Origin of the sequence: Haemophilus haemolyticus (assembly GCF_001679045.1) — a bacterium.
Lineage (GTDB): Bacteria > Pseudomonadota > Gammaproteobacteria > Enterobacterales > Pasteurellaceae > Haemophilus > Haemophilus haemolyticus.
The window spans coordinates 40,018-56,301 of record NZ_LYCK01000015.1 but is presented as its reverse complement, the minus strand read 5'-3'; the positions used below and the strand labels follow the sequence as shown (position 1 = coordinate 56,301).

The window sequence follows — 16,284 nt, the reverse complement described above, 5'->3', positions numbered from 1 at the left end:
AGATATTCTAAAAACAAAAACATTTATATATGATATAAAAAAATTTCCTTAACAAGAAAAATATCAAATATGAACAACATTAGTGCACAATTAGAAAATCAAATTGATGAATTAAAAAAGCTTCAGCAAGCTGTCATTGCCTATGAGCAGGCGCAAAGACAACAGCTTTACACAGGGAAAATTACCGATCTCAAAGCATTTGGAAAAATGCTCAATGACAAGCGTAAATCACTTGGTATTGAGCTTAGTATGTTGGAACTGCAAACTGGCGTGTCTATTTCTACATTGAATCGCTTATTTCAAGATCCAAGCCAAGTTCGATTTACAACCGTGTTTCTTGTTGCTCAAACGTTAGGGGTTTCACTATGCGCGATTTAGTCCGCTCGGGAAAAGTATTTCTCTACGGTGAATTTATTGGCTTACTTAGAGAAGATCATCGTGGTTTTCATTTTGCTTACAATCCCGATTATCAAGGAATACCGCTCTCTCTCAGCTTTCCTATTGAGCAAAGCCCTTTTCATTCTGACACCTTATTCCCTTATTTTGCATCGCTCGTCCCAGAAGGCTGGCTAAAACACAAATACGCATTTCATCAACGAATTGATGAAGGTGATATGTTTCGCTTTTTACTTAATAATGGTGAAAATATGTTAGGCGCAGTGCAAATTCAGGAGGAAAAACAATGAATTTTTGTCGTATTTTATTAAAGCCATTGAAGAAAAATGAAGCACTTTCAGGTTACAGAACTGAAGGTTTGCATTACCTTACGGGCAATAAAAATTTTAATCCCGAATTACCCTTTTCTCGCCAAGAATTTATTACAGTAAAACCCCAAAAACAGCAAGGAATGAGCATTTCAGGTTTTCAACCAAAATTACAGCTTATTATCAAAGATGAACACTTTGACAGCGTAAATCAACAAGGAAATTATATTTTAAAGCCCTCTCCAGAAGAGTATCCTTTTTTAGCTGAAAATGAACATGCCACCATGCGCATTATGAAAGAATTAGGGTTTGATGTGCCAGAAAATGGTTTAGTTTCTTTTGCTAGTGAAGAAAATCAGAAAGAATTTGCTTTTGTTATAAAGCGTTTTGATCGTGATGAACAGCAAAAACCAATGCACCAAGAACAACTTGATGGTGCAATGAATATTCGAGACAAGTATGGAAAAATAGGTGCTGATAATGAGCAATATGTGAGTTATGAACAAATTGCTAAGTTTATTTTGCAGCACACTGAAAATCATTTAGCTCAGCAACGAGAAATTTTTCGTCGAATTATTTACGCTTATTTATTAGGAAATAATGATCTTCACTTACGTAATTTTTCATTTATTTATCCCAAAAACAGTCATCCAAAACTTGCTCCAATTTATGATTTTGTGTCGGTGTCGCCCTATCCTGAAATATTTAATTCAACACTACTTGCCTTGCCATTGTTAGCGCGAGAAGAGGGTAATGCCACACTCGCCAAAGGATTTAATACTCAATACGGTGAATATATCGGCGATGATTTTGTCGAGTTTGGGGAAAATATTGGATTAAATAAAAATGTGATTATTCAAAAATTAATTCCTGAAATTACACAAGAAAAGGAAAAGGTGGAGCAGATTTATTCACAATCGTTTATGCCGCAACCACATATTGATTGCGTACTGAAAAATTATCGCAAGCGTTTAGCTTTGCTTAACGTATTAAATGAACCTGAACTATAAAATCTAAAGGGAATTTTCACCGCACTTTTTCTCTCTAACAAAAAAATCGCACCTTTAACAGTGCGATTTTTTGTTGTCTTAGTTTAGGACATTCTGCCGTTTTCTATGCCAATCACCTGATCACAAATTGCCATCGTGGATTGGCGGTGGCTGACGAGAATAATCAATTTTTCAGCTTTCACATCGAGTAATGATTTCAAAATCATTGCTTCGTTTAAGCTATCCAAATTACTGGTTGGCTCATCAAGCAAGATAATCGGTGCATTATGCAAGAATGCTCGTGCAATACCGATACGTTGTTTTTCACCGTCAGAGAGATTGCCACCCAATTCGGTCATTTTTGTTTGATAACCTTGTGGCAAGCTTAAAATGAAATCATGAATTGAGGCTTTCTTCGCCGCTTCCATAATTTCTTCTAACGTTGCATCACGGCGAGCAAGGCGAATATTTTCCTCAATGGTTTCGTTGAAAATATAGGTTTGCTGGGTAATGTACGCCATATTGTCACGCAAACTACGGGTGTTGATGTTCGGTAAGGTTTCGCCGTTAATTTTAATGCTACCTGATTTTGGATCGTAAAAACGCATAAGCAGTTTTAACAAGGTACTTTTACCGCTTCCGCTTCTGCCGTGAATCCCTAAGATTTCACCTTTTTTCACAGATAAGCTGACATCCGATAAAATCTGTTCTTCGCCGTAAGCGAAGTTTACATTCTCAACATCAATGCGAGAAACATCTTTTAAATCGACCGCACTTTCTACGTCTTTTAACTCGGGCTCTTCCGCTAACAAGCTCAATACTCGCTCACCTGAAGCCAAAGTTTGTAATAAGTTGCTTGAAAGGTTACTTAACGCAATAACTGGACCGTAGCTCGACATCAATAAAATCACACCAACTAAAAAGGCTGAGAAATCAATTTTATCTAAGCTAAATAAAATTAAGCCAGTAAACAGCATAATGATGTTGAAAACGGATACTGCCACTTCAGTATAAACACGGACTTTTGCTTCTTGGTCTTTAATGCGCTCAAAAGCCGTATCGATTTTTTGGCTGCGTTGTTGGATTTCTTCTAAACGTTGTTGTGCATAGCCAAAAAGCTGAATTTCTTTCATACCACGCACACTGTCGAGGAAGAAGTCGTTCATTTCGCCCACTAATTCACGATAGCGTCTGCCATCTTCACGCGCCAATTTTGTGGTGATAATTGGTAGAATCACGCCCACTGTTAAATAAGCGGCTAATGCAACAACTACAAACCAACCTGAAAGATGCGCAAAGACCAACAATAAAATCGCAGAGGTAAAGAAAGCGATCATAATTGGTGCAATGGTGTGCGCATAAAACACCTCGAGCAATTCGATATCGTTAGTCACCAAAGACACTAATTGCCCTGCTTGTTTATCTTGCAACTTCACAAAAGCCAAGCGACGTAAAGAAGAAAACACTTTATCACGCAATAATGCCAATAATTTAAAAGCAATATAGTGCCCGGACATTTGCTCTAAATAACGCAATGCGCCACGAGCCACCGCCAATACGATAAGTGCGGTCAAAATTCCGGAGAAACTTAAATGGGTATCAAAGTTTAAAAGATTCACTAACCCCATCGCCCCCAGCACCATAATAAAGATGGCAACAAGGAAACCGAGCGTTCCCATAGTAATGGTAAACGCCATAATATGTGCGAGTGGAGTCACTAATTTCAACAAATGCCCCATTACAACAAAACCATTTTTACGCATTTGCCACCTCTCTAATTTGTTCTAAATCTTTTTGTTGTTGGAACATTTCAGCATACGCACCTTGTTTTTCCATTAGCTCTTTATGTGTGCCTTGCTCAATTAATTTGCCTTGGTCAAGTACGTTAATACAGTCCGCATTTACCGCATTTGCTAAGCGGTGAGAAATCATCACAATGGTTTTTTGTTGTTTAAATTGTTGAATGAACTGCAAAATAATTTCTTCGCTTTCCACATCAATGTTACTGGTCGCTTCATCAAAAATATAAAGCTCGGCATTGTGTAATAAAGCACGCGCTAAAGCTAAACGTTGAATCTGACCACCTGATAAATTTGCGCCACGGCTTAATAGCTGCATATCTAATCCGCCATTTTCACGTACAAAGTGGGCAAGATTCACTTGTTCTAAACACGCATAAATTTGCTCGTCTGTGGCATCAATTTTCGCCATCGTCATATTTTCACGCAGCGAGCCTTTAAACACGTAGCTACTATGGCTCACCAACGATACTTTTTGATAGAAAGAAGTGCGGTCTATTTCTGAGGCGTTTTGTCCATTAAACAAAATCTCACCTTGTTGCGCTTTATTAAAACCCATCAACAACGAAACCAAGGTTGATTTACCGCAACCACTTTTACCCACAAACACTGAAAGTTGATTTGGTTGAATCGTTAAAGTTAAACCCTGAATTGCCGGTTTTTCTGCAGAATACGCAAAATGTAAATCTTTAATTTCCACTTGAACGTTATTTTTGGCTTCAAAATCCACCGCACTTTGTTGGGTTTCCACTAGTGTATCAAGTAATGTGAAGATCTTATCTGAAGCCGCTTTACCATTCATCGCCACATGGAAGAATGAACCAAGCAAACGAAGCGGAATAAAGAACTCGGAGGAAAGTAGAATAAATAAAATCACGCCTAAGACGCTGAGTTGCGCATCTTGGAATTGCAATAGTGCGGTTAAAATCCCGATTGCCGCGCCACCATAAGCGAGTAAATCCATAAGAGAAACAGAGTTAAGCTGCATGGTAAGCACTTTCATGGTAATTTTGCGGAAATGCTCAGCCTCTTTATCCATCTCTTTCGCTTTATAAGCATCATCTTGATAGATTTTTAACGTAATTAAACCCTGTAGATTATCTAAAAAGCTACTACCTAATCCCACATAAATCGACCAATATTTTGCCAAAAGTTTTTTCGCAATTTTATTCACCGCAATGATCGACATAGGGATAAGTGGCACGCAAATTAATAAAATAATGGCTGTTTTAAAGCTGAAAAAGATCAGGAAAACAAAGAGGGTAAGCGGTGCAAGCAAGCTATAAAAAAGCTGAGGCAAATAACGCCCAAAGTAGATTTCAAGCTGTTCCACACCTTCTGATGCCACTTGGATAATGCTTGAAGTGGATTGTTGGTTCACTTGGTTAAGCGGCATAGAAGCCAATTTACGATAGATAAGGCTACGCAATTCATGCTTCACTTTTGTGCTGGCAAAATAAGACGCCTGCACTGATTTTTTACCCGCAAAAGCACGCAGTGCCAATGCCGCAATTAAAATCACACCTAACCCCACCGCACTTGACATCGTCAACTCTTTAAAATAAGCGGCCTGTAAAATATAAGAAAACACGACGGCACTAATAATCCCGCCAACTAACGCCACCCAATTCCACAACACCGTGACGCCAATCCATTTTTTACTATCGGCCACCGTGTTAATTAGGCGTTTATCTATCATCATAATGATTGCTCCTAAAAAAGAAGTACGCAATCAATGCGCACGTTTCATTTAATGGTGTAAATTAAAACGATTGCGCATACTTTCTAACATGAACAATCGATGGCTTGTATTATAGAGAACAAGCGCATTTAAATATAGGGCATAATGAGAATAATTTTTATTGTTTGATTTTAATCAAAAACAAGATTTTCTGATTGTGAGAGAATACTTTTCCTTGTAACATGTTTGAGAATTATTATTATTTATTTTCCCATGGAGTTAAATATGACCAATTTTAGATTAAATCTGCTTGCGTATTCCGTTATGCTTGGGCTGACAACAGGAGCAGTTTACGCCAACGAACTTGAACAACTGCAGGAAATTAATGTTTCAGGTAATACAGAAACAGTAAATGTGAAAGAAAAAAAAGTTGGTGAAACCCAAATCACGGCTAAAAAATTATCTAAACAACAGGCTTCAGATTCTCGAGATTTGGTACGTTATGAAACTGGTATTACCGTTGTTGAAACAGGAAGAACAGGATCAAGCGGTTATGCTGTTCGAGGAGTTGATGAAAACCGTGTAGGTATTATGGTTGATGGACTTCGTCAAGCTGAAACTTTAAGTTCACAAGCATTTAAAGAGCTATTTGAAGGCTATGGAAATTTTAATAATACTCGTAATGATGTAGAAATAGAGAATGTTAAAACAGCGACCATTACCAAAGGTGCTGACTCTTTAAAATCAGGTAGTGGGGCATTGGGTGGTTCGGTTATCTTTGATACAAAAGATGCTAGAGATTATCTAATAGGAAAAGATCATTACTTTAGTATTAAACGTGCTACTCAAAGTATGAATAGTCAAGATACGGTGTCTCTTACTGCTGCTGGCCGATATAAAGGGTTTGATGCGTTAATTGTTCATACTGAGCGTAATAGCAATGAAATGAAGAATTATGGTTATGAAAGTTATGACGATAAGGTTGTCGGAATTAAAAGAGAAAAAACAGATCCTTATTCCATTTCCCGTAATAGTACGTTGGTGAAATTAGGGTTTGAACCAACAGAAAACCATCGATTTAGTGTAGCTGTTGATAAATCAACATTAAAAACTGATGGACAAGATTTATCTTATTCATTACGTCCTAGTTCTTATGTCAATACTGAAACCAGTCAAGGAGAACGTTTTATTCACGATAAATCTAAACGGGAAAATATCCAATTTTCTTATGAAAACTTCACACAAACTCCATTTTGGGATCACTTTAAACTAACTTATTCCTCTCAAAAAATTAAAAATAAAGCTCGTAGTGATGAATATTGCGCATCAGCTAATTGTACTGGAGTGCTAAATCCGCAAGGATTACATTTAGATGATTCAAATGGTGTATATAAGATTTTAGATAAAGATAACAAAGAACTCACTGGTGAATCCGATCGGGGGTATAGAACATATAAAAATTCTCAAGGTGAAAATGTCAGTATTAGTGACCGCTCTTTAGACTCTTTATCAATAGATTGTGATAAGTTAGATTGTAATAAGAAATTTAGAGTGTTCTCTGCAACTAAATTAGATGGTCCATATGGCTATACCGATAATTATACATTTGAAGATAGAAAAATTAATATTAAAACTCTACCTAACGGTAAAAAATATGGTCAAATTGAATTAGCTTCAAGACCTCACCCTTTTATCTCAGGCATGACAGAAAATGAAGAAGCCTTTTATTTGCTTCCTAAATCTGAAGGATATAGTAGAAATGACTACAATGATCGTGATTTAAATACAAATACAAAACAATTTAACTTTGATTTTGATAAATCTTTTTCTGTAATAAAAACGGATCATGCTTTACGATATGGTGGATTATACTCAGAAACAGAAAAAAGCATGGTTAATGCTCAGGGCTATAAAGGTGGGAATGTTCAATGGTGGGCTGATGACTTTATTTGTAATAAATTAGAGAATGGAATAAGAACACCCTCTCCTCAATATTATCCTACCAGTGATTGTACGGGAAAATTAAAGGAAAGTAATTTAGGTAAAACGAGTTACCTAATCCCTGTTAAAACTAAAAACCATGCATTTTATTTAGGTGATAATTTTACAGTAACAAATTGGCTTGGTTTTGATTTAAATTATAGATATGACAATGTCAGACATTTACCGCATTATCGCTTAGGACAAGATCCTGAAATCCCACGTGGATTATTAGCTGGTACAATGATCCCTATTCCAGATAGTGCATTAACTGGAGGCAATGGCTGGTATAATTATAATCATGCCGATTATATAAAAAATGTAGAAGACAATTTAAATGCAATTCAAAAATCAACAGCATTTAAGCACCATTCCTATAATTTAGGATTAAACTTGGATCCAACAGATTGGTTAAGAATACAGTTTAAATATTCTAATGGTTTTAGAGCGCCAACGCCTGATGAAATGTATATAACATTTAAACATCCTCAATTTTCACTTTTACCAAATACTAATTTAAAAGAAGAAAAAGCTAAAACAAAAGAAATCGCCTTTACTTTTTATAGAGAACGTAGTTATTTCACTACTAATTTATTCCAAACCAATTATAAGAATTTTATTGATTTGGCATATTTAGGTGAACGTCCAATTGATCAAAGTAAATCGTCTTATTATCCATTCTATCAAAGTTTGAATCGTGATAAGGCAAAAGTAAACGGAATCGAAATTTCTACTCACCTAGAAATAGGAGACCTTATTGAAAAATTAGAAGGATTCCATTTGGGTTATAAATTGACTTATCAAAAAGGTCGAATAAAAGATGGTAAACCATTAGAGGGATATAAAAATTTATTAGAACATAACCCTAAATATATGAATATGGCCTTGCAAGACCAGCCAATGAACGCTTTGCAACCAACCACATCTGTATATAATTTAGGTTATGATTCACCTAATAAAATATGGGGATTAGATTTTTATATTACCGACGTCTCAGCCAAAAAGGCAAAAGACAGCTTTAACCCTCAATGGCATAGCATGATTGAACGTCAAGCAGAAAATATTAATACTGGTGCAATTGAAACAGTGCCAGCAAAAACAGTAAATGGTAACGAAAAAGTTATTGATAGAAGAGCATTATGGCGCAATAAGCATTACACTGTGATAGATGCCATTGCTTACTGGAAACCAATTAAAAACCTTACATTTACAGCTGGTGTTTATAATTTAACAAATCAAAAATATCTTACTTGGGAATCTGCCCGATCCATTAGAACTATCGGTACAATCAACCGAATAGATACTGAAACAGGTATAGGCTTAAATCGTTTTTACGCACCAGGTAGAAATTATAGAGCATCTATTCAATTAGAATTTTAGATGTACTCTTATCTAAACCGCACATAATAATAGTAGTGATAGTAAATGTGCGGTTAATTTAAATACATAATTTAATTTACATATTATCTTTAACGAGGAAAAAATGACCAATTTTAGATTAAATCTGCTTGCGTATTCCGTTATGTTTGGGCTAACGGCAAGTGTTGCTTATGCTGATGAACCAACTCAACAGCAACTTGAAGAAATTAATGTATCTGGTTCTACCGAACATAACGATCCAAAGACACCTCCAAAAATTGCCGAAACTGTAAAAACATCAAAAAAATTAGAAAAAGAACAAGCGCAAGATGTTAAAGATCTCGTGCGTTATGAAACAGGAATTACTGTCGTAGAAGCAGGACGCTTTGGAAATAGTGGCTTTGCAGTTCGAGGAGTGGAAGAAAACCGTGTAGCAGTTCAAATAGATGGACTGCATCAAGCAGAAACCATCTCTTCACAAGGGTTTAAAGAATTATTTGAAGGATATGGAAATTTTAATAATACGCGTAATAGCGCAGAAATAGAAACACTAAAACAAGTTACAGTTCGAAAAGGAGCTGATTCTTTAAAATCAGGTAGTGGCGCATTAGGTGGTTCTGTTAGTTTTGATACAAAAGATGCAAGAGATTATTTACTTAACAAAAATTACTACGCTTCCTATAAAAGAGGCTATAACACAGCAGATAACCAAAATCTTCAAACGCTCACTCTTGCTGGGCGTTATAAGTATTTTGATGCAATTGCTGTAATTACATCACGTAAAGGCCATGAATTAGAAAACTATGGTTATAAAAATTATAACGATAAAATTCAAGGAAAAACTAGAGAAAAAGCAGATCCTTATAGAAGAACCCAAGATAGTGCACTTTTAAAAATTGGTTTCCAACCAACAGAAAATCACCGTTTCTCAGTTGTTGCAGATTTATATAAACAAACTTCTAAAGGTCATGATTTTTCTTATACTCTAAAACCAAATACACAGTACATGACATATGATGAAGAAGAATTACGTCATACTAACGATAAAGTAGAACGTAAAAATATCGCTTTTGTTTATGAGAATTTTACTGAAACACCATTTTGGGATACGTTAAAAATCACCTATTCCCACCAAAAAATTACTACAAGCGCAAGAACAGACGATTATTGCGATGGGAATGATAAATGTGCATTATCGAGTAATTTGCTTGGAATGAAATACAATCAGGATAATCAACTTGTTGGGAAGGATGGTAATTCTGTAAAATATAAAGATATTGATAAAGAGATAAAAGAGACAGGAGTGGCAGGATCAGCAGAACTAACTAAACCAGGAAAATGGGCATGGCAAAAAGTAGATTGGGATGCTGTTCGAGCAAAACATCCAGGTAAGACAGTCTATGGATATTGTATTGATGATGAAATGGATAAGTGTACTTACGAGGTAAAAACTCTTCAAAAAGAAAATACTTTTGAAATCAATGGTAAAAAATACGATCTTTTATCTGAAGCAGATAAAAACGTTATCTCTGATGAACAAAGATTGCCGACTAACATCAGCTATCTTTTTAGCTGTGATGGATTAAATTGCGATAAAAAAACAATTCAAGGATTTAACAAAAATGGAACTACTGTAGATATTCCTTTTGAGGTGATTGAAAAAAATGGCAAAAAATATGCCAAAACAGAAGTTACAGCTAATAATCAGCTATCTGGTCCATACCTATTTATGCCAAATCGAAAGGGTTATCAGGCGAATCTTTGGTCGCAACGTGACTTAACAAGTGAAACCAAACAAATTAACCTTGACTTAACAAAACATCTAGAATTAGGTAAAACACAGCACGATTTGTCTTATGGTGGTCTGTGGTCTGAAATGAAAAAATCAATGACCAATCTAGCTGGAGATGCTCCTCTAAATGTAAAATGGTGGGCTCAATATCCACATAATTGTGATATCTTTTTAGCTCCTTCTACAACAGGTGCTAAACCAACGTTAAATCAAGAACGGACGAGTACATTATGTAATAATGTCAATGTGTTCTCTTTCCTAATTCCAGTGAAAACGAAAACAGGCGCGTTATATTTTATTAATGATTTCCGTGTGAATAACTATGTAGCTTTTAATTTAGGTTATCGTTATGATCGAGTGAAATATGAACCAGAATATATTCCTGGAAAAACACCAAAAATCCCTGATGATATGGTGACAAATCTTTATATCACCACACCAGAATTTAATGCAAGTCAAGCAGATTCAGATCCTGATGAATTATTAAAAAAAGAAGCCAATGCAGCAGCAAATATTAAAGAAATTGCACAACCGAAAAAATTTTCTGCAAGTTCCTACTCTTTTGGTACAACGCTTGATCCGTTAAATTGGTTACGTTTACAGGCAAAATATAGTAAGGGATTCAGAGCACCAACAAGTGATGAAATCTACTTTACATTTAAACATCCTGATTTTTCTATTCGACCAAATAGAGATCTTCAACCGGAAACAGCTAAAACCAAAGAACTATCTTTAACTATGCATAATGATATGGGATATATTACGACTTCTGTTTTTGATACTCGATATCAAAACTTTATCGATTTATCCTATCAAGGGCGTCATGATGTTCATGGACACTCAAAACTAATACCATTTTATTTTTATCAAAATGTAAATAGACCAAATGCTAAAGTAACTGGTTTTGAAATTGCTTCACAAATATCCTTAGGTAATATTAGTAAATTATTCAATGGTTTCAGTTTAAGCTATAAATACACCTATCAAAAAGGCAGAATAAATGGCAATATACCAATGAATGCAATTCAGCCTAGAACAGCTGTTTATGGAGTAAGTTATGTTCATCCTGATGATAAATATGGTCTAGATCTTTATATCTCTCATGCATCAGCTAAAAATGCAGAAGATACTTATAATATGTTCTATAAAGAAGAAGGTAAAAAAGAAACTACAATCAAATGGAGAAGTGAATCTTATACAACCATTGATTTGTTAGGATATATCAAACCAATTAAAAATCTTACTTTAAGAGCTGGTGTGTATAACTTAACTAATAGAAAATACATTACTTGGGATTCAGCCAGATCAATTAGACCATTTGGTACAAGTAATATGATTAATCAAGATACTGGCTTAGGTATCAACCGCTTCTATGCACCTGGACGAAACTATAGAATGTCAGTTCAGTTTGAATTCTAATCATATCTAAAACCAAAAGTGCGGTAAAAAAATTTACCGCACTTTTTTCTATTTATAAAAAATGCACTTTAATTACAAAGTGCATTTTTCTTATTATTAAGCATCCATCGACATACAGAGTAAGGTTAATGGATGAATACAGGTCACATTGGATGACATATCAATTTGCCATTTACAGGTTTGACATTCCGATATGACGTAATCAAACCCACCTTTGTTAATATTATCGAATAGGTTTTTACCAATAGATTGTGAAACCTCATAGTTTTCTGATTTAAAACCGTAAGTCCCTGCAATACCACAGCATTGGCTAGGTAACATGATGATTTCTAAACCAGGAATTTTTTTCAACACTTCCAAAGTATAAGGTGCCCAACCTGCTTTATCTACGTGACAAGCGGTGTGATAAGCCACTCGAAGTTTAAGTGGTTTCAACGGTAATGTTTTACCTTCTTTAAAAAGCTGGTATAAGAATGGCGTCACCATATGAATATGCGGACGGACTTTAGCATTGTCGATACCTAAAATATGATGGTATTCATCACGCAGATTAAGTGAACAGCTTGATGCTTCACTGATCACGTCTAGTCCATTTTCATCTACCATTTTTCCAATGTAATCGGTATTGAACTGTGCGATATTACGTGCACGTTCTGGGAAACCGTTCACCATTAATGGTAAACCACAGCATTTTTCTTTTTCTAGTAACATCACCCCAATGTTCATCGCATTGAACACTTTAAGGAATTCTTTACCAAGCTGCGGATTATTATAGTTCACATAACACCCATGATAATACGCGACTTTACGCTCAAATTTTTGTTGGTCTTGTAACGCATTTTTCATATACCAGCTACGGAACGTACCAAACGCATATTTAGGTAAAGTACGTTCTTTACTAATTTTAAGCGTTTTTTCCAACATAAATTTGGTCGCTTTTAGGCTTGTGATGGTGTTTACAATCGGCGCTAATGGCGTATTGATTTTCCCCATTACATCGGTGTTACTTAAAATCGCATCACGCAATTTATTCATTAACGGTTTTTTAGACTGCGCTAAGTGGTTATTACGCGCACGCACAATTAAATCACCGATTTTCACATCTGACGGACAAGCTACTTCACAACGTTTACAGTTGGTACAATATTTAAGTGCTTCATCGTAAAGTTCTGCCGATTTCAAGCGTAAACGCTCACCATCTGGACCAGATTGTTTTGGGCCAGGATAAAGCGGATTATTGCGTGAAACTGGACAAACAGCGGTACAAGCCGTACATTTAATACAGCTTTCAAAACTTTCGTCGATATATTTATGGCTTTCAGGTGAATTAAGGGATTGTTTTGCACTATCAATGAGTCGTTGAATATTATTATCCATCTTATTCCCCCTTATTTCGCCAAGATTTCATCAGCAACCGCCAAGGCAGTTACAACTGCGACACCCGAACCACAACCAAGCTCAAGCGCATTAAACCCACCAATTACATTACCGACGGCATATAAATTCGTTAAATATTGACCGCCCTTTTGCACTTGGCATTGAGCATTAATTGCCACACCAGCAGATTGATAAGGTTGTGGATGAGCAAAACGATGAGCAGTCCAAGTGAAACGATCTTTATCGTTAAACCCTTCAACACCGATAATATCGGATTCAAAAACTGGCTCATAAATTTTATCGAATTCAGAAATGAGTCCTTTACTGAAGAAGCTTCCTGAAGCCAGTACGAAATTATCTGCGGTAATTTCTTCATCTTCGAGCAAGCGAGTGTTGATACAACGTACTTGATTTCCTTCAAATGTTGCACTCAATGCACTATCACCGTTAATCATTAAACCACCAATGGATTCAAATTTACGGCGTAATTGAATACGCTGGCGCATACCGAGTAATGATGGTGGCAACGTTGGCAATTCAAATAATGCGAGCTTAGTTGCATCACGAAGTGCGGTCATAAATTCTTGGTTTTCTAAACCAAAACAAGCCGGTAAAAATACTGCTTCTGCACCTTGCGCTGATTCAATAATTTCTTTAACAAGATCATTGAACGAAAGTTTGTGCTCTAGAAGTTGAGAGATATTTACACTACGGAACTCACGAGCATTTTTGCGAAGTTCGTCTAATTGTGGAATATTTAAGAAACCACTGGTGACCTCACAATGTTCAAATTGTGGGTTTAACACCAAGTTAGCAGCTAAAAGTTGCGGTTGAAAATCGTGATAACCTTCGATACCAAGCACCGCAATACGTTTATGCGGAAAACATTCATTGCCTTGTACAGTTGGCACGCTATTTGGAGAAAGCCATGCACCACGCAAACTGCCTAAACCTGTTACACGCCAGTGATTTTTTTCCGTAGAACCAATTAAATCAAGATTTAATTCATTGGCTAAACGTTCAAAATCTTGTGCTTTAGCAAGCACTTTCTCTACGCCCAATAAACTATAAGGATGGGCTGGTAATTCATTACGAAGTGCGGTGATATTTTCTTTTAAATTTTCTACCGCGCGACCTTCTCCATTTTGAGTCGATGGCATACGGCTTAATAAATCTAAAGAGCCGGATGCAAAATCAATGGCTGCTTGACCGTTGTTGATAATCACGCAACGTTTGCCGCGTTGTTGAAGGGCGATGCCACAGGTTAAACCCGCCAAACCACCGCCAATAATGGCTACATCAAAATTCATTGCTATCCGTCCCTTGTTGTGCTTGTTCATCAAGCGGTTTCACATCATTCAAACCTAATACGCTGCCATACATCCAAGATGTAAATTCAGCTTCGCGAATAGCTTCACCCCAAGCAATCGGCTCAATACCGCGCCAGCGTTCTTCCATAAAGGCAGAAAGTTGAGTGGTTGATTGAGTTGGTGTTGCCACTTCAAAACGGTTCATTAAGCCTGCAGCACGACATGCACACAGTTCAGCTTGGCAAGTCCCCATACCAACACGTGTACGGCGACGTAAATCTACAATGTTATTTACACCGAGTTCATCAATCGCGTAGCGAACTTCGCCTGCAGTCACAGCTTCACATTCACAAACCATTGAACGATCTAAACGTTCTTTTTCAAGCAAACGAGTCGCGCGTGAACCGTGACGATACACAGCAGAATAACGAATGGTACTTGGTAATGAAATAACTTTTTGATTGGTTTCTTGACGGCTTTCAGTAGAGCCCGGCAACGGTTGCTCCGCAGTGACACAACGAGCCGTTTTATTGAGTTTTTTACAAACAAGGTCGGTCGCCCATTCAGCCATTAAACGATAAGTCATTAACTTACCGCCAGTGATAGTAATAAAGCCATCTAAGCCATCACGTTCTGCGTGGTCAAGTAGCACAATACCACGGCTCACATTACGACCTGATGGATCATCATCACTCGCAACTAATGGACGCACCCCAGCATAAGCACGTAATACGCGAGTATGACGCAAGCTCGGTGCAAGTTTTTCACCTTCACGGAAAAGAATATCCACTTCCTCTGGCGTCACTTGCATGTTATCGATTTGATCATAAGGCACACGACTTGACGTTGTACCAATAACACAAATTGTGTCGCCTGGAACAAGAATATCCGCATCAGCTGGTTTACGGCAGCGGTTAATGACAAGTTTATTAATACGATGGCCCATTACGAGCAATGCACCTTTCGCAGGGAACATTTTGATTTTGAGATCGGCATATTCCGCAATCCCTTGTCCCCAAATACCACCAGCATTCACAACCAACGGTGCAAAAAATTGGCGTTCTCTACGATTTTTATGATCGTACACATTCACACCAATCACTTTTCCACCTTCACGAATCAAATTTTTTACTTCGCAATAAGTGAACATTTTTGCGCCGTTTTCTGTCGCATCCATCATATTAGAGGCAGTTAAACGGAATGGGTCAATAGAACCATCTGGCACAACAACAGCGCCCACTAAATCTGGATTTACAGAAGGCTCCATAATTTTAGCTAAGTCAGGATCAATGGCTTGCGCATCAATTCCAGATTTTGCACAACTCTCAAGGAAGGTTTTTTGATAGTCGAGAGAATCTTCAGGCAAAGTGATAAATAAGCCTTCCGTTTCATCTACGCAATGACGCGCAATTTTGCGCAAAATACGGTTTTCTTTAATACATTCTTCAGCAGATTCTTGGTCGTTCACGGCATAACGTGCGCCACTGTGTAATAATCCGTGGTTACGTCCAGTCGCCCCCGTTGCGATGTCTCTACGTTCCAATAAAATACAATCAATGCCACGAAGTGCACAGTCACGCGCAATACCAGCACCCGTTGCACCACCACCGATAATAATAACATCAGTACTGAGTGGCGAAAAATCTCCAACATCTTTGTACATGCTAGGCGATAATCCCATGTTTACCCCCAATTCCCAAAATTTAACAAAAAAGTAATATAAAAATCACAGGCATTGTAGAGAAGTGCGGCCAAATTAACAACATTTTGAGCGCAAAAGAAAACAATTTTGTGATACCGATCACAATAATTTTCGCATTCGCTCAAATGGTGTAAAAATTTTGTGAAACACTTCACATTTTTTACTTTTTTTA

The 16,284-nt window shown here is 36.8% G+C and carries 10 protein-coding genes; 5 read left to right on the top strand and 5 right to left on the bottom strand.

What is annotated here, in order from left to right:
- Nucleotides 1–69: 69 nt before the first annotated feature.
- The 3 genes from A8M50_RS08560 to A8M50_RS08550 are packed head-to-tail and all read left to right on the top strand — an operon-like array spanning nt 70 to nt 1,714.
- The gene (locus A8M50_RS08560; RefSeq protein ID WP_005644148.1) at nt 70–378 is read left to right on the top strand and encodes a helix-turn-helix domain-containing protein; all 309 of its coding nucleotides are present in this window, start codon (nt 70–72) and stop codon (nt 376–378) included.
- On the top strand, nt 366–686 hold the full coding sequence (locus A8M50_RS08555; RefSeq protein WP_005635266.1) for a HipA N-terminal domain-containing protein: 321 nt from the start codon (nt 366–368) through the stop codon (nt 684–686). The genes A8M50_RS08560 and A8M50_RS08555 overlap by 13 nt, the downstream gene beginning before the upstream one ends.
- Complete coding sequence (locus A8M50_RS08550; protein WP_005644132.1) at nt 683–1,714, top strand: type II toxin-antitoxin system HipA family toxin; 1,032 nt, start codon at nt 683–685, stop codon at nt 1,712–1,714. Before A8M50_RS08555 ends, A8M50_RS08550 begins: the two co-directional genes overlap by 4 nt.
- Nucleotides 1,715–1,797: 83 nt before the next feature.
- On the opposite strand, the gene A8M50_RS08545 is transcribed toward A8M50_RS08550, so the two are convergent.
- Complete coding sequence (locus A8M50_RS08545) at nt 1,798–3,456, bottom strand: ABC transporter ATP-binding protein (protein WP_005644177.1); 1,659 nt, start codon at nt 3,454–3,456, stop codon at nt 1,798–1,800.
- Complete coding sequence (locus A8M50_RS08540) at nt 3,449–5,194, bottom strand: ABC transporter ATP-binding protein/permease (RefSeq protein WP_005644221.1); 1,746 nt, start codon at nt 5,192–5,194, stop codon at nt 3,449–3,451. The genes A8M50_RS08545 and A8M50_RS08540 overlap by 8 nt, the downstream gene beginning before the upstream one ends.
- 264 nt (nt 5,195–5,458) lie before the next feature.
- On the opposite strand from A8M50_RS08540, the gene A8M50_RS08535 reads away from it, so the two are divergent.
- Complete coding sequence (locus A8M50_RS08535; protein ID WP_005644087.1) at nt 5,459–8,533, top strand: TonB-dependent hemoglobin/transferrin/lactoferrin family receptor; 3,075 nt, start codon at nt 5,459–5,461, stop codon at nt 8,531–8,533.
- Nucleotides 8,534–8,636: 103 nt separating this feature from the next.
- Nucleotides 8,637–11,723, top strand: a complete 3,087-nt coding sequence (locus tag A8M50_RS08530; protein WP_005644093.1) for a TonB-dependent hemoglobin/transferrin/lactoferrin family receptor — start codon at nt 8,637–8,639, stop codon at nt 11,721–11,723.
- Nucleotides 11,724–11,819: 96 nt separating this feature from the next.
- Here the strand turns inward: A8M50_RS08530 and glpC are convergent, their stop codons facing one another.
- The 3 genes from glpC to glpA are packed head-to-tail and all read right to left on the bottom strand — an operon-like array spanning nt 11,820 to nt 16,091.
- Nucleotides 11,820–13,100, bottom strand: a complete 1,281-nt coding sequence (glpC, locus tag A8M50_RS08525) for an anaerobic glycerol-3-phosphate dehydrogenase subunit GlpC (protein ID WP_005644198.1) — start codon at nt 13,098–13,100, stop codon at nt 11,820–11,822.
- Nucleotides 13,101–13,111: 11 nt separating this feature from the next.
- Nucleotides 13,112–14,410 carry a glycerol-3-phosphate dehydrogenase subunit GlpB gene (glpB, locus tag A8M50_RS08520; protein ID WP_005644048.1) on the bottom strand — a complete coding sequence of 433 codons (1,299 nt, stop codon included), beginning with the start codon at nt 14,408–14,410 and terminating at the stop codon, nt 13,112–13,114.
- A complete protein-coding gene (gene glpA / locus A8M50_RS08515; protein ID WP_005629395.1) occupies nt 14,400–16,091 on the bottom strand; it encodes an anaerobic glycerol-3-phosphate dehydrogenase subunit A in 1,692 nt (563 codons plus the stop codon). The genes glpB and glpA overlap by 11 nt, the downstream gene beginning before the upstream one ends.
- Nucleotides 16,092–16,284: the final 193 nt, after the last annotated feature.